The following is a 19,563-nucleotide window of genomic DNA, read 5'->3' as shown; positions in this document are numbered from 1 at the left end:
GATATCGGCCACGCCGGGAAGGCCGGATTCCGCGCCTCTTACCGTGCCCTTTCCCGCCTCATACCCGGCCTTTTCCCGCTCCTGACCGAACCGTTTCCCGTACGTGAGCCCGTCCACAGGAAAGCCTGAAGGGGGGCGGTTAGCATGGCTGGGTTGACGTAAACCGACCCGGACGGGGGCACGCACAGCCATGGAACACGGTTCCTCGGGGCTGCGACGACTCGTACGAGAGGTCGCGAAGTTCGGCGCCGTCGGCGGCGCGGGGCTTCTGGTCAATCTCGGCGTGTTCAACCTGGTGCGCCACACGACGGACCTTCCCGTCGTGCGGGCCAGCGTCATCGCCACCGTCGTCGCCATCGTCTTCAACTACATCGGCTTCCGGTACTTCACGTACCGGGACCGTGACAAGGGCGGCCGTACGAAGGAACTGACCCTGTTCCTGCTGTTCAGCGTGGTCGGGCTGGTGATCGAGAACGGCGTGCTGTACGCGGCGACGTACTGGTTCGGCTGGGACAGCCCGTTGCAGAGCAACATCTTCAAGTTCCTCGGCATCGGCGTCGCCACGCTGTTCCGGTTCTGGTCCTACCGCTCCTGGGTGTTCAAGACACTGCCCGCGCGGGAGGCCGTCGCCGACGCGGAGTCGCTGCTGAAGGCGGAGTCGAAGAAGCAGCGGGCCGACCAGTGGGCGGGCTGACCCGGAGGCCGTGACGGGCCCGCCAGATCCGGCCAGGGCCTGCGACAAGGCCCGTCAGGGCTGATCCGGCGCGGTGCCCCAAAGGGCTGGTCCGGGGCGGTTGACGGGGTCTGACGGCCGGCGTCGGGGACGCGTGCGATCCGCGCCGCGGACCGCACGGAGGAAAATGCTCCGCTAGCGCACCGTCGGCTCGTCCTCGTCGTCCGCCTGCGGCCGCTTCAGCGGCGTGCGGGACAGGAACAGACCGAACACCGGCGGCTGGGTCTGGAGCATCTCCAGTCGGCCGCCGTCCGCCTCCGCGAGGTCCCGGGCCACCGCGAGGCCGATGCCCGTCGAGTTGCGGCCGCTGATGGTGCGCTCGAAAATACGCGCCCCGAGGTCGTCCGGGACACCGGGGCCCTCGTCCGTCACCTCGACGACCGCCTGGTTGCCGGTGACGCGGGTGCGCAGCGCCACCGTGCCCCCGCCGTGCATGAGCGAGTTCTCGATCAGGGCCGCCAGCACCTGGGCCACCGCTCCCGGCGTCCCGACGGCCCGCAGATGACGCTTGCCCGAGCTGACGATGGCGCGGCCCACCCCGCGGTACGCCGGGCGCCACTCCGCGAGCTGCTGCTGGATGACCTCGTCGAGGTCGAAGGAGACGGCCGAGCCGGTACGCGGGTCGCGGGCGTTCGTCAGGAGCCGCTCCACCACGTCCGTCAGGCGTTCCACCTGCGTGAGCGCGATGGTCGCCTCCTCCTTCACCGTGTCCGGGTCGTCGGTGAGGGTGATCTCCTCCAGCCGCATGGACAGCGCGGTCAGCGGTGTGCGCAGCTGGTGGGAGGCGTCGGCGGCCAGCCGCCGCTCGGCCGTCAGCATCCGGCCGATGCGTTCGGCGGAGGAGTCCAGGACGTCCGCGACCCGGTCCAGCTCGGGCACGCCGTACCGCTTGTGCCGGGGGCGCGGGTCGCCCGAGCCGAGGCGCTCGGCGGTCTCCGCGAGGTCGGTGAGCGGTGAGGCGAGCCGGTTGGCCTGGCGGACCGCGAGGAGCACCGCGGCCACCACGGCCAGCAGCGCCACCGCCCCGATGATCAGCAGCGTGCGGCCGACCTCCCGGGTCACGGACGAGCGCGGCTCCTCGACCGTGACCGTCTCGCCCTCCTCGCCCTTGGCGGTGGAGCGGATCACCTCGCCGGTCGGCCTGGTGCCGACCTCGATGACCCGCTCCCCCGGCATCAGGATCCGGGCGTAGCGTTCCTGCGCGACCTGGCCGCGCAGTATCTGCGCGTTGACGGTCTCCTCGCCGAGCAGCCGGCTGTCCACGATGCTGGCCAGCCGCAGGGCCTCGGAGTCCACCCGTTCCTGGGCGCTGTTGCTGATCGTCCGGGTCTCCACGATCACCAGGGACACGCCGAAGACGGCGATGACGACGAGCACCACGGCCAGGGTGGACTGGATCAGTCGACGGCGCATGTCCTCTTACCTAGCGTTACCTGACGGGACGACGAGAAGGCCGTTCAGCTCTTCTCGAAGCGGAAGCCCACTCCCCGTACCGTCGCGATGTAGCGGGGGTTCGCCGCGTCGTCGCCGAGCTTCTTGCGCAGCCAGGAGATGTGCATGTCGAGGGTCTTGGTCGACGACCACCAGGTGGTGTCCCAGACCTCGCGCATCAGCTGGTCGCGGGTGACGACCCGGCCCGCGTCGCGCACCAGCACCCGCAGCAGGTCGAACTCCTTGGCGGTGAGCTGGAGTTCCTCGTCGCCCATCCAGGCGCGGTGCGACTCGACGTCGATGCGCACGCCGTGGGTGGCGGGCGGCTGCTGCGGCTCGGCGGCGCCGCGCCGCAGCAGGGCCCGGACGCGGGCCAGCAGTTCGGCGAGCCGGAAGGGCTTGGTGACGTAGTCATCGGCGCCCGCGTCGAGACCGACGACGGTGTCCACCTCGTCGGCGCGGGCGGTCAGGATGAGGATGGGTACGGCGTGGCCTTCGGCGCGCAGCCGACGGGCCACCTCGAGGCCGTCCATGCCGGGCAGGCCCAGGTCCAGCACGACCAGGTCGACGCCGCCCTGCATTCCTGCGTCGAGCGCGGTGGGGCCGTCCTCACGCACCTCGACCTCGTACCCTTCGCGGCGCAGTGCGCGGGCCAGCGGCTCCGAGATGGACGCGTCGTCCTCGGCGAGCAGTACACGGGTCATGAGCTGATGGTAGTCCGCCCCGGGCAGGCGCCGAAGTGTGATCGCGCGTGCGGTTTCTTACCCAGGGACATGCCGGACACGGTCGCGGCGCGTCCTGCGGCGCCGGTTCCCCGGAGCTCGCCGCGATCTTGGGCCGGGCCTGCGGTCGAGGGATGTCATCCTGGTGCGGGCCTTCGAAAGTGTGCTCACAGTTCCGTCTACGCCTGTGATCCCAGTCTCAAGTCCTTCCATTTACGGTGGTGTCCTGACGTATGGTGAGTCAACGCCTTTAGCACCACGGGGACCTTCGGTGAGTGGTTTCACGCCGAAGGTCTCTTTTGCGTGCGGGCCGGCCTCTGCCAGCCTTGAAACGAATGACCTGTGGCCGGGCCTCAGCGCAGTGACACGCGTGGAGGCGTGGATCCCGGTGGTCGCCCTCCACCGCTCCGTCGTCCGGAGCGGACTCCCCGTGGGCGTGGGGGTGGATGTGGCGGATCAGCCGGTGCCGGCCGCCCCCCACCGGGCGCGCGACGCTCAAGCAGCGCGTCCCGAGCAGCAAGGATCGACCAATGGCGTCCAGCCTGACGAAGGACTCGGTCTCCCCGGGCACCCCCGGTTCCGAGTGGACCTTCTTCGGCCACCCCCGCGGACTGGCCACTCTCTTCTTGACGGAGATGTGGGAGCGTTTCTCCTACTACGGCATGAGGGCACTGCTCCCGTTGTACCTGGTCGCTCCGGGTGGCCTTCACCTGAGCGCGGCCACCGCGACCGCGATCTACTCGGTGTACCTGTCGCTCGTCTACCTGCTCGCCCTGCCGGGCGGCTGGTTCGCGGACCGCGTCCTGGGTCCCCGCAAAACCGTCGCCCTCGCCGGCGTCATCATCATGGTGGGCCACCTCACGCTGGCCCTGCCGTCGTCCGGCACCTTCTACGCGGGCCTCGGTCTGGTCGCGATCGGCTCCGGTCTGCTGAAGGCCAACATCTCGACGATGGTCGGCCACCTCTACGACGGCCCGGACGACCCGCGCCGTGACGGTGGCTTCACGCTCTTCTACATCGGCATCAACCTCGGCGCGTTCGCCGCGCCGCTGATCATCGGCACCGTCGGTGAGAACGTCAACTGGCACCTGGGCTTCGCGCTCGCCGCGCTCGGCATGGCGATCGGCCTGGTCCAGTTCCTGCTCGGCCACCGCCACCTGAACGCGCGTTCCAGCTTCGTCCCGACGCCGCTGACCGCCGCCGAGAAGGCCGCGACGCTGCGCAAGGCCGGGTTCTGGGCGGCCGTCGCCGTCGTCTTCTACGCGATCGTCGGCTTCTCCGGGCACTACACCCTGAACTGGCTGCTGGTCCCGATCACCATCGCCGGCCTGATCATCCCGGTCCTGGTCATCGCCCGCATCAAGCGCGACAAGAGCCTCGACCGCGTCGAGCAGTCGAAGATGTCCGCGTACATCTGGTTCTTCGTCGCCGCCGCCGTCTTCTGGATGATCTACGACCAGGGCGGCTCGACCCTGTCGATCTTCGCCGACAAGTCGGCCGAGAACACCGTCTTCGGCTGGGAGTTCCCGGTCTCCTGGTACCAGTCCGTGAACCCGGTCCTGATCATGGCGCTGGCCCCGGTCTTCGCCTGGGCGTGGCTGGCACTCGCCCGGCGCGGCAAGGAGCCGAGCACCGCGGTGAAGTTCGCGATGGGCCTGGTCCTGGTCGGCGCGTCCTTCTTCCTGTTCCTCGCCCCGCTGGCGATCGCCGACGGCGGTCACAAGGCGGCCGCGATGTGGCTGGTGGCGATCTACTTCGTGCAGACCGTCGGCGAGCTGACGCTCTCCCCCGTCGGCCTCTCCGTCACGACGAAGATGGCGCCCGCGAAGTACGCCTCCCAGATGATGGGTGTCTGGTTCCTGGCCGTCACCGCCGGTGACGCCACGACCGGTCTGCTCTCCATCGCCGGCGTCGACCTCAACAAGACGGGCATCGTGGCCCTCCAGGCCGCGCTCGCCGTGGCCGCCGGTGTCGCGGTGTGGATGTACCGCAAGCGGGTCAAGGAGCTCATGGGCGACGTCCACTGACGTCCCGTCAGGGCTGTTCCACGGGAAGGGCCGCCGCACCCCACTGGGTGCGGCGGCCCTTCCCGTGCGCGGGGGCGGCCCTGTCGCCCCCGCTGTATTGACCTACCGCGTCCGCCGGCGCGGCATGAACGTGAACACCGCCGCGCCCAGCAGGATGGCCGTCCCCGCCACCAGCCCGAGGGCCTTCAGGGCGCCATGATCGTCCGCGCCTGTCTCCGCCAGACCGCCGCTGGTGGAGTCACCGGCCGAGGTTCCGCCGGCGGACGTGGTCGAGCCGGACGCGCCGCTCGCCTGCTCGGTGGTGTCCAGCGTCAGGGAGACCTCGGACCTGGTCGGGGTGCAGGTCGTGGTCGTCCCGAGGGCGTTGATCGTCAGGACGCCCGGGGACAGCGTCGACTCGCCGCTCGCGCCCGGCTTGTAGGTGCCGGTCAGGTCGGGGATCGCGATCGGGTCGCCGGACTTGATGGGGTCGGCGTTGACCGGGCCCTCCACATGCACCGTGCCCCGGTCGGCGCCGCCCAGGGCGACCTCCATCGAGGGCTTGACCGAGCCTTTCGGGATGTCCGCGGGGCTGTCCATCACCGACTTCTTGAACCGCACCGTCAGGCCGAAGCTCCCGCCGTCCTTCCTGGCGTCGATCTGCACGGGGGAGGTCGCGTTCTTGTCGCCGATGGGCGTCTTGCACGCGTACGGGACCTGGACCTCCTTGCCGGTGAAGTCGGTCCGGCCGCTCCCGGTGCCGTCGCTCGCGGAGGCGCTGGGCGTGCTCGACGGGGAGGCGGAGCCGGTCGGGTCAGGTGAGGTGCTGGGCGACGGGCTCGACGGGCTCCCGTTCCCCGCCGTGACCTCGATGGTCGCCGCCGGCTGCACCGTCTGCGTCGGTGTGCACCTGGTGTCGGTCGACATCGCGTTGACCGTGTACGCGTCCGGCGTCAGCGTCACCGCGCCCGGCGCCGTCAATTTCAGGCTCCCCTTCATGTCGGACAGCACCATGGCGGCGCCCTTGGGGATCGCCGGGTTCTCGCGCGGTCCCCGCATCGCGATGTCGGCGCTCTGCGCCCCGGCCGCCTTGAGCGTGCCGGACGGCTGGACCGAGTTCGCGGGCAGGTCGATGATGTCGGGGTTCTTCGAGGCGGCCTGCGTGAACTTCCAGACGATGTCGACGGTGTCGCCGACCTTCGCCGTGGCCGGTGCGGTGATCTCGACCTTGGTGGTCCCGTCGACGGGGTCGATGCCCGCGGGCGGCACGCAGTGGGCGGTGTACGACACCTCGGCGGCCCGCGCGGTCCCGGCGGCCGCGCCGAGCAGGACGCCCGCCGAGCACAGCACCAGCGCGACGCCCGCCGCACCCGCTCTGCGTCCGCCGGCCGGTATGACTCTCCTTGGCTTGCTCACGTGGGTCCCTTCCTGGTGGGAGTCGTAGGACTCGTCGGGCTGTCGTGGTGCGGTGCGGAGAGCCGACCGGCCGTGTCCGGGGAGGAGCCCGGGGTGAACCACGGCAGGGTCGAAGTCGTCGTGGTCTTGCTGGTCTTGCTGGTCTTCGTGGTTCTGCTGGTCTTGTTCGTCTTCGTGGTGTCCGTGGTGCCGCTGGTGCCGGTGGTGTCCGTGGTCCGCGTGGCCTCGGTGGCGGACTCGGGCGGATCCGCCGTCCCGGTCGTCCCGGCCGTCCCGGTCGTCCCGGCCGTCCCGGTCGTACTGTCCGTGCCGGTCGTCCCGGGCCCATGGGCGTCGGCGCGGAGCCACGGCAGGAGCGAGGAGAGGCGCGGCGACGCCCGGCTGAACCGTCGGCTGCTCCGCCGACCCGGCCGGCCTCGGTGCCGTCGTGGCCGGACGTGGTCCACCACGGCCATCCCGACGCGGAACACCGCGGCCGGCCCGACCAGGCAGACCAGGATCCAGAACAGGGTCACCCCCCAGGGACGGCCCACCCCCCACGGCTGCTCGGCGAGGACCCGGCCGCCGTACTCCAGCGAGACGGTGTAGTCGCCGTGCGCCCCCGCGGTGAGCTCGACCGGCAGTCTGATCCGCGCCTTCCGGCCCGGTGCGATGGTGCCGTGCCACTGCCGCTCGTCCCACTGCGGGGCGAACACCCCGTGCGCGGTGCCGACCCGGAAGACCGGGTTCGTCACGGCTTCGGAGCCGACGTTGCCGACGGTGAAGACCAGGGTGCGGGCGGGCGGAGCCCCGAACCAGGTCAGCACTCCGCCCGAACCGTCGAGCCGGGTGTCGGTGAGGACGGACAGCCGTCCTTGCGCCGACCGCGCGGGCAGCGGCTCCACCGCGTGCCCAGCCACCTGGAACACCGCGTCGGCCTGCGCCTTCGCGCCGGTCACGGTGGCGACGTGCACCACGCACGGGCAGGGCACCGGCGGTTCGGTCACCGGCAGCTTCCGGCTGAAGCCGCCGCCGGCGTCGGTGGTGACGGCCCGACCGTCCGCGTTGGCGCAGGAGTTGGTGCCGCCGAGCACACCCCGCGACGGCACCGACCGTCCGCAGATCAGCAGCATCAGCAGGGTGTGCGACCGCCAGCCGCTGCCGCTCACGGTGATCGAACCGCCGGTGCCGGCCTGCGTCGTGGACAGTCGGACGGCGGGCCCGTCGGCCGCCGCCGCACCCGCCGGGGGCAGCAGGAACAGTGCCGCGAGCACCACCGCGAGCAGGGGGATCCGCCGGCCGCCGCTCACCGTGCCGCCCCCGTCGGCCCGCCCTCGGTCCGCGGCTTTCGCACCACGGCACGGCCCGCCGTGCGACGCCCGCGCCGGCGTACGGCGAGCAGGGCGGCGGCCGCCGTCCCCGCGGCGCCCGTCCCCGCCACCGCGCCCCACGGCACGAACCGCGCCGACCCGCTCGCCGTGCCCCGCGCGCCGCCCGCCGCCGTCACCGTCAGCCGTACGGTGACCGCGTCGAAGGCGGGCCGGCCCGGCCAGGGTTCGCTGAGCTCCAGCCGGCGGCCCGGGGGCAGTGCGACGGGCAGGCTGCGCGGGGCGCGGTCGAGGAGACGGCGGCCGAACACGCCGTCCGCGCGCACCGCGAGACGCGGGGCGAGGACCGTGGTGCCGCGGTTGACCAGCTCGTACGTGATGCGGTCACCGCGCACGGCGACGTGCTCGACGGTCAGCGCGGCCAGCTCAGGGCCGCCGACGCGCAGCCGCAGCGCGACGGTCGCCGTACGGTCGTCGCCGTCCCGTACGACGATCGTGCCGGAGCGCTCGCCGGGTGGGGCGTCCGCCGGGACGGTCACCGCGAAGGGGACGTCGGCGCGGGTGCGGGCGGGGACGCGGACCGCCGTCGTGGCGAAGGCGACCGGCACACCGGTGCCGCGCAGCCGTACGGTGACCGGCCGGCCGCCGCGGTTGGTCACGGACACCGTGTCCTGGAGGACGGTGCCGGGTGTGCCCTCCCCGTAGAAGGCCGGTCGGCCACCGCCGGAGGGCGCGGCCGACCAGTCGGCGGCCGGGGAGGAGGCGGCGGCGGAGGGGGCGGCGCCCAGCAGCAGGAGGGACAGCGGCAGGACACGGGCTGCGTACGACATCGGCGGCTCCATCAGGCGGGGGCGGCGCGCATCGCCTCGTCGCGGGAGGGCGGCCGGACGGGACGGGCGGCGCGGCGTGCGGTCAGCGGCGTACCCGTGCCGTCTGGTTCCTGCGGGTCAGCCACAGCGCGCCCGCCGCGCCGGCGAGGAACACCGTGCCGCCGAGCGTGCCGAGGGCGACGGCCGAGTCCTCGGGTCCGGTCCGCGGGAGATCCGCGCCGGAGCCGCTGCCGCTCTGCGTGCCCCCGCTGGTGCCCCCGCTCGTCCCTCCGCCGGAACCGCCGCCCGCCGCGGTCACGTCGAGGGTGAGCGACGGTCCCGGGTTGTTGGTGGGCGTGCATGTGGTGGTCGTGCCGAGGGCCTTGATGGTGAGCACGCCCGCCGTGAAGGTGACCTTGCCGCTCTTCTTCGGGGTGTAGGTGCCGCTCAAGTCGTTGATCTTGATAGGGGTGTTGGCCGGGATCGCCGCCTGGTTGGCGGCGCCTGTGGCGGTGAAGGTGCCGCTGTCGGCGCCGCCCACCTTGACGGTGGCGCTCGGGTTCATCGCGCCCTTGCCCAGTTCGACCGGGCTGGAGGAGACGCCCTTCTGCCAGGACATCGTGATCCGGTAGCCGCCGCCGCTCTTGACACCCTTGATGTCGATGGGCGAGACGGCGCTCTTGTCGCCGATGGGCGTCTTGCACTGGTAGTTGACGTTCACGACCTCGGCCCGGGCCGCCGGGGCGGCGAGCAGGACCGCCGAGCCGGCCAGGGCCGCGGCGGACGCGAACGCGGCGGTTCGTCTCTGGTACGACACGGTCCCCTCATTCCTGACGGCACATCAGATCGGCCGTCAAGGTACGCCCGGGGCCGTAAGGAGGGAAGACACGGCACACGCCCGAGTTGCGGCGATCCGACGCGCACGGGCGGGAGTTCGAGTGAAGCAGGCGAACTTGTGGCGACTCGGGGGGCGTGGCGGGACGCATCGGGGGTGCCGGGGAGGCATCCGAGCGCATGCGGGGACGTCGACGGGAATCCGAGCGCACGCGGGGACGTCGAGGGCAGCCGGATGGGTCCGAGTGCGTCCAACTGCGTCGGCGGGTGCGTCAGGGTGCATCCATCTGCGTCGGCGGGTGCGCCAGGGCGCGGGCGGGTGCATCCAGCTGCGCCGGTGGAGCATCCCGGTGCGTCGGGCCGTATCGAGGCGTGTCGGGGTGACCCCGGGCGGCCCGAAGCGGCTCCGCGTCACTCCGGGCGTCCGCTCACCGGCTCAGGCCGGTGCCCCCAGTTCGGCCCACACCGTCTTGCCCGCGACGCCCGGCGCGCGGACGACGCCCCAGTCCAGGCACAGCCGCTGCACGATGAACATGCCGTGGCCACCGGGCCGCCCGGCCCGGTGCGGGGTGCGCGGGGCCGGCTGACCGGTACCGCGGTCGGAGACCTCGACCCGGATCACCTTGTTGTCGCAGGTGATGCCGAGCGACTCGGGACCCTCGGCGTGCAGGCAGGCGTTGGTGACCAGCTCGGACACGACGAGCAGTACGTCCTCGGCGGCCGCCCGGTGCTCCGCGTCGGCGGCCGGCAGCCACCCCCACGCGTACAGCGCCTGGCGGGCGAAGTCGCGCGCGAGCGGCACGACACCGCTCTGGCCGTCCAGGCTCAGCCGGCGGACCTGCCGGCCCGTCGGCGGCGCGGCCGCGTCCCCGGACACGTCGACACCTGACACGTCCTCACCGGGCGCGCCCACGCCGGACACGTCCGCCTCGGACGCCCCTGAAGCGCCGCTCGGCTCCGGGCCGCGGTCGCCCGGCGGGTAGGGCCGGGTGGTGCTCATCAGCGCTTCACCTCACCGATTCACCAGTTCACGATTCAAAAGTCAGTACGTAGACCGACGGTGGTTCCGTCGGCGTGGCGCCGACACATTCAGGATGTCTCCTGCCCGACCGGACGCACGGAACACCCCCCTGTTGGTACAGGACGGTGTCATGTGGGCAGTGACGCCCGATCGGACGAGCCGGTCCACCCGAGCGCGGACGGCCCGGACGCGAGGACCGGAGCACGACGGCCATCGGCCGGCGAGCCCGGTCAGCCCGCCCCGCCCGCCTCTCGGCCATCGCCCGTGTCCCCCGCCGCGTCACCACTGCCGTCACCGCCGTTCGCGTCGTCGTCGGCCAGGGCCGCCTCGACCGAGTCGTGGACGGTGAAGACCGCCTCCGCCCCGGTGATCTCGAAGACGCGCGCCACCACGGGCAGCATCCCCGCGAGGTGCACCCCGCCTCCGGCGGCCTCCGCCTTCAGCCGCGCACCGAGCAGTACGTTCAGCCCCGTGGAGTCACAGAACTCCAGGCGCGAGCAGTCCACCACCAGCCTGCTGAAGCCCTTGGCAAGGCATGCGTCGAGTGGGGAACGCAACAGATCGGCGGTGTGGTGATCGAGCTCACCCGCCGGAGTCACCACGGCGCTCGAGCCCTCTTCGCGCACCTCCACCAGAAGCCGGCCCGACTGCGCGCTGCCGACCGTCCCGCGGTCCATGCGTGTCTCACTCCCGAGATCGTGACTGCTGACAGATGCTCTCGAACACTACGCCTTCCCTACACACTCTGACACCCGAACAACCGGCAACAAACGGACATTTCCCGCAAAAGCGGACTTGCGGTGGGCTCCGTAAAGCGGGTAGGGCTAGTAGGGACACGCACCCGACACGGCCGGCTTGGGAGGCGCCGCACTCCGCAGTGCAGCACTGGCTTCGGCAGCCATAGCCGAGAACGATGGAGGACATCATGTCACCCCGGCTCGACGCATCGCATACCCCTCAGGCGACGTCGGCACCCCTTCCGGAGCATCTGGATCCCATCGAGCAGAACCACGACGTACTCGCCGGGCTTCCGGAGATACCTCCGTACGAAGAGGTCGGCCCCGTCGACGCGCGGGCCTTGTCGAAGACGTTGTTCGAGCGACTGGAGTCGCTCGAGGAAGGGACGCACGCGTACTCGTACGTCCGTAACACGCTCGTCGAACTCAACCTCGCGCTGGTCAAGTTCGCCGCGGCCCGCTTCCGTTCGCGCAGCGAGCCGATGGAGGACATCATCCAGGTCGGCACGATCGGCCTGATCAAGGCGATCGACCGCTTCGAACTGGCTCGCGGCGTCGAGTTCCCCACCTTCGCGATGCCCACCATCATCGGCGAGATCAAGCGCTTCTTCCGCGACACCTCCTGGTCCGTGCGCGTCCCGCGCCGGCTCCAGGAACTCCGGCTCGACCTGGCGAAGGCCGGCGACGAACTGGCCCAGCGGCTCGACCGCGCGCCGACCGTGGCCGAACTGGCCGAACGCCTCGGCATCGGCAAGGACGAGGTCGTGGAGGGCATGGCGGCGTCGAACGCGTACACCGCCTCGTCACTGGACGCGCAGCCCGAGGAGGACGACACCGAGGGCGCGCTCGCGGACCGCATCGGTTACGAGGACCACGGGCTCGAAGGCATCGAGTACGTCGAGTCGCTGAAGCCGCTGATCGCCGGGCTGCCCTACCGGGACCGGCACATCCTCTCCCTCCGCTTCGTCGCCAACATGACCCAGTCGGAGATCGGCGAGGAGCTCGGGATCTCGCAGATGCACGTCTCGCGGCTGCTGTCCCGGACGCTGGTGCGGCTGCGCAAGGGGCTGACGGTCGAAGAATGACGGTCGCGGAGTGACGGTCCGGGAGTGACCGTCGCGGAGTGACAGAAGCGTGAGAGGCCCGGCGGACGACGCCGGGCCGCTTGGCTTCCGCCGCCGCACCGCCCCGGGCCCGCGTCTCCTCGGACCCGTCGTCCCCCCGCGCACCGGAACTTCCTTCTATTACCCCGAGATAACCCTTTGCCCAAAGGTCCTCTTCCTTCATCATGGGCACTCCAAACTGGCCGGTACGTCAGGACGGGCGGGCGACCGCGGGGAAGTGGGGAGGCCGGAGGATGGTTCAGGGCGGCGGTGTGCACACGGGGGCGTCCGACGCCCGGTTGACCGCGCTGTTGCGTGCCGACAACGCGAGCGCGTACCCGGCGCTCCAGGAACTGCGCGCCCGCCACCAGTCGTCGGTCCTCGCCTACGCCCGGCTGTGCACGACCGGCGACTCCGCGGCACGGCAACTGGCGGCGCAGACCTACACCGTCGCGGCCCGCGAGACGGCACGCGGCACCGACCCTGACATCCCCCTGCGGCACCGGCTGCTGCTGCTCACCGGCCGGCTGGCCGCGTCCTGGGCCGCCGACGAGCGGGCCGCGGGCCTCGACCCCGCTCTGCTGCTCCTGCTGAGCACGGCCGGACCCAACGGCCCGGTCCCGCCCATGCTCGCCGCGTTCCGTTCCCTGCCGTCGCGTGCGCAGGGGCTGATCTGGTACGGCGTCGTGGACGGCGAACCCGAGGACCGCACCGCCGACTTCCTCGGCCTCAGCCTGCCTGACGTGCAGCACGGCACGCCCCAGGCCCTGTACGCCATGGGCCAGGCCTGTCTGCGCTCGCGCCTGGCCGCCTCCGACGACCCGCGCTGCGGGGACTTCCGCCGGCTGATCGAGGAGTCCGTACGGCCGGACAACCCGCGTCGCAGCACCGACCTGGACGCCCACATGGTGCGCTGTCCGCACTGCACGGCCGCCCACGAGGAGCTGTCCGCCCTGCGCGACGCGCCGCGCACCGCCCTGGCCGAGGGCCTGCTGCCGTGGAGCGGCACGGCGTACGTCAGGACCGACGCGAACGCTACGCGCGTCAAGGGACTGCCGGCGAGGCGGACCTGGTCCCCGTCCCGGCGTCTGGTGCTGACCTCGACGGCGCTGGGCGTGGCCCTGGCACCGCTGCTGCTGCTCCTGCTGTCGTCGGGCGGCTCGCCGGACCGGCAGCAGGCGGCGGGCGCGGCGGACACCCCGTCCCCTCCCCCGGTGACGGTGACGGCGACCGCCACGTTCTCCCCGCCGCCCCCGTCCCCCTCCGCCACCTCCCAGCCGCCGTCCCCCAGCCACAGTCCGGCGCGCCCGAAGCCGACCTCGGCGAAGCCGAAGCCCACCCCCACCCCCACTCAACCCGCGGCCCCGCGGCCGCCGGGCTCCGCCTACGCGCAGGTCGTGAACGTCTCCACGGGCCGCTGTCTGGACGTCGTGGACGACTTCGACAACGGCACGGACGTGGTCACCGCCGACTGCACCTCGTCGGCCACCCAGCGCTGGCGGGTCGACGCGGACCGGGGAGTCCTCCAGTCCTACGCCGACCCCGACTTCTGCCTCGACAGCCGCGGCGACGTCGACAACGGCGTCGGCATCTGGGACTGCGACTCCGCCGACGGCCGCCACGGCGCCAACCTCACCTTCACGGTGGACGACGACGGGGTGATCCGCCCCGCGATCGCGATCGAGACGGGGGTCACTCCGGCGGGCGACGGCGGGGTGTCGCTGGAGCCGCTGAGCGGGGGCGCGCAGCAACGGTGGCGGTCCGGGGCGAGCTGAACCGCCGACCCATCTCGTACGCCTCGTACGCCACCCACGTCTCGTACGCCGCTCACGCCTCGCGCAGCGTGCGCCCGGGGGTCAGCGGACGCGTACGCCCCGCCGCCACACGCCGCTGACCAGCGGCACGCCCGGCCGGTAGGCGAGGTGCACATGGCTCGGCGCGTCCAGGAGGATCAGGTCGGCGTACGCGCCGGGCGCGACACGGCCGATGTCGTCGCGCCGGAGGGCCGCCGCGCCCCCCGCCGTGGCCGACCAGACCGCCTCGTCCGGGGTCATGCCCATGTCCCGTACCGCGAGCGCGACGCAGAACGGGACGGAGGAGGTGAAGGACGAACCGGGGTTGCAGTCCGTCGACAGGGCGACCGTGACGCCCGCGTCGAGAAGGCGGCGCGCGTCGGGCCACTGGGCCCGGGTGGAGAACTCGGCACCGGGAAGCAGGGTGGCGACGGTACGGCCCTGCGCGAGGGCGTCGACGTCGGCGTCCGTGAGGTGGGTGCAGTGGTCGGCGCTGGCCGCGTCGAGTTCGACGGCGAGCTGGACGCCGGGGCCGTAGGAGAGCTGGTTGGCGTGGATGCGCGGATGCAGGCCCTTCGCCCGGCCGGCCGTGAGGATCGCGCGGGCCTGGTCGCCGTCGAAGGCGCCCTTCTCGCAGAAGACGTCGATCCATCGGGCGTACGGGGCGCAGGCGTCGAGCATCTCGCCGGTGACCAGGGCGACGTAGCCGGCCGGGTCGTCGGCGTGGTCGGGCGCGACGATGTGGGCGCCGAGGTAGGTCACCTCGTCCGTGTGGCGGGCCGCGATGCGCAGCGCGCGGGCCTCGTCCTCGACCGTGAGGCCGTAGCCGGACTTCGTCTCCAAGGTCGTGGTGCCCTGGCGGAGCGCCTCGTCGAGGTAGCGGGTGAGGTTGCGTTCGAGGTCCTCGTCGCTCGCCGCCCGGGTCGCCGCCACCGTCGTACGGATGCCGCCCGCGCTGTAGGCCCGGCCGGACATGCGGGCGTTGAACTCCTGGGTGCGGTCGCCCGCGAAGACCAGGTGGGAGTGGGAGTCGACGAAGCCGGGCAGGACCGCGCGGCCGCCGGCGTCGACCCGGTTGTCAGTGGCGGGTGCTTTGCTTGATTCACCGGTCCACACGACACGGTCGCCGTCGATGACGACGGCCGCGTCCTGGACCAGTCCGAGGGGGGAGCCGTCACCCAGGGAGGGATCGTTGGTGACCAGGTCGGCGATGTTGGTGATGACGGTGCTGCTCATGGCGGTGTCCTCGTGGGTGGCGGCGGGGCCGGTGGCGGGCGTCGGGCGCTTCCTCAGGCGCGCAGGGCGGCGACGGCGGCCGCCAGCTCCCGCGCCACGTCGGGCACGAGCGTGTGCGCCCCGTCCCGTACGACATGGCGCCCGCCGACGACCGTGTGGCGTACGTCGGCCGCCGTCGCGGCGAATACGGCCGTCTCGGCGCCGAGTCGGGGCAGCGGCCCCGCTGTTCTGACCGAGTCGAGCGCGAGCGTCGTGAAGTCGGCGAGGGCGCCCGCTTCGAGGGTGCCCGCGTCCGCCCAGCCGAGCGCCGCGTGGCCGTCGGCGGAGGCGGCCCGCAGCAGCGCGGCGGCCGTCCAGTGGCCGCGGGTGCGGGTGCGCAGGCGCTCGTTCAGCTCCATGGCGCGTGCCTCTTCGAGCAGGTCGATCACGGCGTGGCTGTCGGAGCCGAGGGAGAGCGGGGATCCGGCGCGCTGGAGGGCGACGGCGGGGCCGATGCCGTCGGCCAGGTCCCGTTCCGTCGTCGGGCACATGCAGGTGCCGGTGCCGGAGTCGCCGAGCAGCGCGATGTCGGTGTCGGTGAGGTGCGTGTTGTGCACGCCGGTGGTCCGCGGGCCGAGCACGCCGTGGTCGGCGAGGAGCTGGGCCGGGGTGCGGCCGTGGGCCGCGCGGCAGGCGTCGTTCTCGGCGGTCTGCTCGGACAGGTGCACATGCAGCGGGGCCCGCCGCTCGCGCGCCCAGTCCGCCACCGTCGCCAACTGGTCCGCGGGCACGGCCCGTACGGAGTGGATCGCGGCGCCGATCCGTGCGTGATCCCGTTCCTTGAGAACTGCACAGCGTTCGGCCCAGGCGTCCGCGCTGCCGTCGGAGAACCGGCGCTGGTGGGCGTTGGGCGGCTGTCCGAAGCCGGACGAGAGATAGGCGGTGTCGAGGAGGGTGATGCGGACACCGGCTTCGGCGGCGGCCGCGATCAGCGCCTCGCCCATCGCGTTGGGGTCGGCGTAGGGGGTGCCGCCCGGCGCGTGGTGCACGTAGTGGAACTCGCCGACGGCGGTGATGCCCGCCAGCGCCATCTCGGCGTACGCCGCGCGGGCGAGCGCGTGGTAGGTGTCCGGGGTCAGCCGGTCCGCGAAGCCGTACATGGCCTCGCGCCAGGTCCAGAAGGTGCCGGAGCCGACCTGGACCGTGCCGCGCAGGGCGCGGTGGAAGGCGTGGCTGTGGGCGTTGGCGAGGCCGGGGAGGGTGAGGCCGCGCAGGATCTCGGCGCCGGGCGGCGGGGCGTCGACGCCGGTGCGGACGGCGGCGATCCGGCCCTCGGACACCTCCAGGGTCACCCCCGGCTCGACGTTGGTGTCGAGCCAGGCGTGCTCCAGCCAGTACGTCCGGGTGTGGGTCTGCGTCACCTGCGGGCCAGCCCTTCCAGTGCGTCGGCGAGCGCGCTCACCCCGGCCACGCAGTCGTCCTCGGCCGCGAACTCGGCCGGGGAGTGCGAGACGCCCGTGGGATTGCGCACGAACAGCATGGCGGTCGGGATGCTCCCGGAGAGGATCCCGGCGTCGTGTCCGGCCCCGGTGCCGAGGACGGGCACCCGCAAGTCGGTGTGGGCGCCCAGGACGCGGGCGAGTTCGTCGCGCAGGGCGTGGTCGAACTCGACGACCGGCGTGAACGACTCGCGGACGACGTCCAGGTCGATGCCGTGGGCCGCCGCGTGGGCGCGGGCCGCCTGCTCGATGCCGGTGACCACGGTGTCGAGGGTCTCCTGGCCGGCGGCGCGGGAGTCGAGCCAGCCGCGCACCAGGGAGGGGATCGCGTTGACGCCGTTCGGTTCGACGGAGATCTTGCCGAAGGTGGCGACGGCTCCGGCGAGCGCGGCCTCGCGGCGGGCGGCGAGGACGGTCTCGGCGTACGGCAGCATGGGGTCACGCCGGTCCGCCAGGCGGGTGGTGCCGGCGTGGTTGGCCTCGCCGCGGAAGTCGAACCGCCAGCGTCCGTGCGGCCAGATGGCGCTGGCGATGCCGACGCGGTCGCCGGACAGGTCCAGTGCCCGCCCCTGCTCGACGTGCAGTTCCACGAAGGCGCCGATGCGGGCGAGCCGTTCCGGGTCGGGGCCGATGGCCTCGGGGTCGTGGCCGGCGGCCGCCATGGCCTGCGGCAGGGTGATCCCGTCGGCGTCGGTGAGGCGGTGCGCCTGCTCGACGGTGAGCTGCCCGGCGGTGAGCCGGGAGCCGACGCAGGCGAGCCCGAACCGGGCGCCCTCCTCGTCACCGAAGTTGACGAGGGCCAGCGGCCGGTCGAGCCGCGCGTTCCTGGCGCGCAGTTCGTCGAGGGCCGCGAACGAGGACACCACGCCCAGGGGGCCGTCGAAGGCCCCGCCGTCGGGCACGGAGTCGAGGTGCGACCCGGTGACGACGGCGTCGCCCTGGTCCGGGTCCCCGAGCCAGGCCCACTGGTTGCCGTTGCGGTCGACCTCGTAGGACAGACCGCGGGAGCGGGCCTGCTGCTCGAACCAGGCCCGGCACTCGGCGTCGGCGGCGGTCCAGGCGAAGCGGCGGTATCCGCCGGAGTCGGCGTGCCGGCCGATGGGCAGCAGTTCGCGCCACATCTCGTGGAAGGAGGCCGCGGCCGGCGCCGGGACGCCGGCCCCCGCCGGGGAGCCGCCGTCCGGAACCGTCCGCGACATGTCGTGCCGCTGCGTCACGCGTCGTCACCCTCGCGCATGGGAATCCGCACGCCCCGCTCGTCCGCGACCGACTCGGCGATGTCGTACCCGGCGTCGACGTGCCGGATGACGCCCATACCGGGGTCGTTGGTGAGCACGCGGCGGATCTTCTCGCCGGCGAGCGGGGTGCCGTCGGCGACGGTGACCTGGCCGGCGTGGATGGAACGGCCCATGCCGACACCGCCGCCGTGGTGGATGGAGACCCAGGACGCGCCGGAGGCGACGTTCACCATGGCGTTCAGCAGCGGCCAGTCGGCGATCGCGTCGGAGCCGTCGAGCATGGCCTCGGTCTCCCGGTAGGGGGAGGCGACGGAGCCGCAGTCGAGGTGGTCGCGGCCGATGGCGAGGGGGGCGGCCAGTTCGCCGCTCGCGACCATGTCGTTGAAGCGCTCGCCCGCCTTGTCGCGCTCGCCATAGCCGAGCCAGCAGATCCGGGCGGGCAGGCCCTGGAAGTGGACGCGCTCGCCGGCCAGCTTGATCCAGCGGTGGAGGGACTCGTTCTCCGGGAAGAGGTCGAGGATCGCCTTGTCGGTCTTGGCGATGTCCGAGGCCTCGCCGGACAGGGCGGCCCAGCGGAAGGGGCCCTTGCCCTCGGAGAAGAGCGGGCGGATGTAGGCGGGGACGAAGCCGGGGAAGGCGAACGCCCGCTCGTACCCGGCGAGCTGGGCCTCGCCGCGGATGGAGTTGCCGTAGTCGAAGACCTCGGCGCCCGCGTCCATGAAGCCGACCATCGCCTCGACGTGCTTGGCCATGGACTCGCGGGCGCGGGTGGTGAAGCCCGCCGGGTCCTTGGCCGCGTACGAGGCCATGTCGTCGAAGTCGACGCCGACGGGGAGGTAGGCGAGCGGGTCGTGGGCCGAGGTCTGGTCGGTCACGATGTCGATGGGGGCGCCCTCGGCAAGCATCCGCGGCAGCAGTTCGGCGGCGTTGCCGAGCAGGCCGATGGAGAGCGGCCTGCGCTGGTCGCGGGCCTCGACGGCGAGCTGGAGGGCGTGCTCCAGGGAGTCGGCACGCACGTCCAGGTAGCGGTGCTCGATGCGGCGCTCGATGGCGCGCGGGTCCACGTCGATGCAGATCGCGACGCCGTCGTTCATGGTCACGGCGAGCGGCTGGGCGCCGCCCATGCCGCCGAGGCCCGCGGTCAGGGTGATGGTGCCCGCGAGGGTGCCGCCGAACTTCTTGGCGGCGACGGCGGAGAAGGTCTCGTAGGTGCCCTGGAGGATGCCCTGGGTGCCGATGTAGATCCACGAGCCGGCGGTCATCTGCCCGTACATGGTCAGGCCCAGCTGTTCGAGGCGCCGGAACTCCTCCCAGTTGGCCCAGTCGCCGACGAGGTTGGAGTTGGCGATGAGGACGCGCGGGGCCCACTCGTGGGTCTGCATGACGCCGACCGGGCGGCCGGACTGGACGAGCATGGTCTCGTCCTGCTTGAGGGTCCGCAGGGTGCGCACCATGGCGTCGAAGGAGCGCCAGTCGCGGGCGGCCTTGCCGGTGCCGCCGTAGACGACGAGCTTGTCGGGGTGCTCGGCGACCTCGGGGTCGAGGTTGTTCTGCAGCATCCGCAGGGCGGCTTCCTGCTGCCATCCCAGGGCGCTCAGTTCCGTACCACGCGGGGCTCGTACGGGGCGGGGTCCTGACATGGTCTGCCTCCTGGCGCCTGATTGGCTGTCGATATTCACATCCTGACTACCTGAATAGA

At 72.4% G+C, this 19,563-nt stretch carries 15 protein-coding genes and 1 pseudogene; 4 read left to right on the top strand and 12 right to left on the bottom strand.

Annotated features, from left to right (window positions below; genetic code table 11):
* Positions 1-190: 190 nt before the first annotated feature.
* Positions 191-694, top strand: a complete 504-nt coding sequence (locus tag ACWCQK_RS25895) for a GtrA family protein (protein ID WP_385788735.1) — start codon at positions 191-193, stop codon at positions 692-694.
* A gap of 174 nt (positions 695-868) precedes the next feature.
* Here ACWCQK_RS25895 and ACWCQK_RS25890 read toward each other — a convergent pair whose 3' ends face one another.
* Positions 869-2,146, bottom strand: coding sequence for an ATP-binding protein (locus tag ACWCQK_RS25890; RefSeq protein ID WP_451158726.1), 1,278 nt, complete (start codon positions 2,144-2,146; stop codon positions 869-871).
* Between the two features lie 44 nt (positions 2,147-2,190).
* On the bottom strand, positions 2,191-2,868 hold the full coding sequence (locus ACWCQK_RS25885) for a response regulator transcription factor (protein WP_064533465.1): 678 nt from the start codon (positions 2,866-2,868) through the stop codon (positions 2,191-2,193).
* Between the two features lie 548 nt (positions 2,869-3,416).
* Here ACWCQK_RS25885 and ACWCQK_RS25880 point away from each other — a divergent pair.
* Positions 3,417-4,913 (top strand): oligopeptide:H+ symporter, encoded by a 1,497-nt coding sequence (locus ACWCQK_RS25880; RefSeq protein ID WP_451158724.1) that lies wholly within the window; start codon positions 3,417-3,419, stop codon positions 4,911-4,913.
* A 102-nt stretch (positions 4,914-5,015) separates the two neighbouring features.
* Here the strand turns inward: ACWCQK_RS25880 and ACWCQK_RS25875 are convergent, their stop codons facing one another.
* The 6 genes and pseudogenes from ACWCQK_RS25875 to ACWCQK_RS25850 all read right to left on the bottom strand — a co-directional run.
* Positions 5,016-6,308 carry a hypothetical protein gene (locus ACWCQK_RS25875; RefSeq protein ID WP_451158722.1) on the bottom strand — a complete coding sequence of 431 codons (1,293 nt, stop codon included), beginning with the start codon at positions 6,306-6,308 and terminating at the stop codon, positions 5,016-5,018.
* Complete coding sequence (locus ACWCQK_RS25870; protein ID WP_451158720.1) at positions 6,305-7,597, bottom strand: hypothetical protein; 1,293 nt, start codon at positions 7,595-7,597, stop codon at positions 6,305-6,307. Before ACWCQK_RS25870 ends, ACWCQK_RS25875 begins: the two co-directional genes overlap by 4 nt.
* Positions 7,594-8,445, bottom strand: a complete 852-nt coding sequence (locus ACWCQK_RS25865) for a COG1470 family protein (protein WP_451158718.1) — start codon at positions 8,443-8,445, stop codon at positions 7,594-7,596. Before ACWCQK_RS25865 ends, ACWCQK_RS25870 begins: the two co-directional genes overlap by 4 nt.
* Positions 8,446-8,527: 82 nt before the next feature.
* The gene (locus tag ACWCQK_RS25860) at positions 8,528-9,241 is read right to left on the bottom strand and encodes an LPXTG cell wall anchor domain-containing protein (RefSeq protein ID WP_451158716.1); all 714 of its coding nucleotides are present in this window, start codon (positions 9,239-9,241) and stop codon (positions 8,528-8,530) included.
* A 453-nt stretch (positions 9,242-9,694) separates the two neighbouring features.
* Positions 9,695-10,258, bottom strand: a complete 564-nt coding sequence (locus tag ACWCQK_RS25855) for an ATP-binding protein (protein ID WP_451158714.1) — start codon at positions 10,256-10,258, stop codon at positions 9,695-9,697.
* 329 nt (positions 10,259-10,587) lie between these two features.
* Positions 10,588-10,956: pseudogene (locus ACWCQK_RS25850) on the bottom strand (STAS domain-containing protein); the annotation flags it as partial.
* A 236-nt stretch (positions 10,957-11,192) separates the two neighbouring features.
* Between ACWCQK_RS25850 and ACWCQK_RS25845 the strand changes: the two are divergent.
* Both ACWCQK_RS25845 and ACWCQK_RS25840 read left to right on the top strand, forming a co-directional pair.
* Positions 11,193-12,101, top strand: a complete 909-nt coding sequence (locus tag ACWCQK_RS25845) for an RNA polymerase sigma factor SigF (protein ID WP_451158712.1) — start codon at positions 11,193-11,195, stop codon at positions 12,099-12,101.
* Positions 12,102-12,373: 272 nt separating this feature from the next.
* On the top strand, positions 12,374-13,894 hold the full coding sequence (locus ACWCQK_RS25840) for a ricin-type beta-trefoil lectin domain protein (RefSeq protein WP_451158710.1): 1,521 nt from the start codon (positions 12,374-12,376) through the stop codon (positions 13,892-13,894).
* 81 nt (positions 13,895-13,975) lie between these two features.
* Here ACWCQK_RS25840 and hutI read toward each other — a convergent pair whose 3' ends face one another.
* From hutI to hutU, 4 genes are all read right to left on the bottom strand, one after another.
* Positions 13,976-15,148, bottom strand: coding sequence for an imidazolonepropionase (gene hutI / locus ACWCQK_RS25835; RefSeq protein WP_451158708.1), 1,173 nt, complete (start codon positions 15,146-15,148; stop codon positions 13,976-13,978).
* A 53-nt stretch (positions 15,149-15,201) separates the two neighbouring features.
* Entirely contained in the window at positions 15,202-16,548 is a 1,347-nt protein-coding gene (locus tag ACWCQK_RS25830) for a formimidoylglutamate deiminase (protein ID WP_451158706.1), read from the bottom strand.
* The gene (locus ACWCQK_RS25825) at positions 16,545-17,747 is read right to left on the bottom strand and encodes an allantoate amidohydrolase (RefSeq protein WP_451158815.1); all 1,203 of its coding nucleotides are present in this window, start codon (positions 17,745-17,747) and stop codon (positions 16,545-16,547) included. The genes ACWCQK_RS25830 and ACWCQK_RS25825 overlap by 4 nt, the downstream gene beginning before the upstream one ends.
* Positions 17,748-17,839: 92 nt before the next feature.
* Positions 17,840-19,504, bottom strand: coding sequence for a urocanate hydratase (gene hutU / locus ACWCQK_RS25820; protein WP_451158704.1), 1,665 nt, complete (start codon positions 19,502-19,504; stop codon positions 17,840-17,842).
* Positions 19,505-19,563: the final 59 nt, after the last annotated feature.

Source organism: Streptomyces sp. NPDC002306 (assembly GCF_053593435.1).
This window is presented reverse-complemented; position numbering and strand designations above follow the sequence as displayed.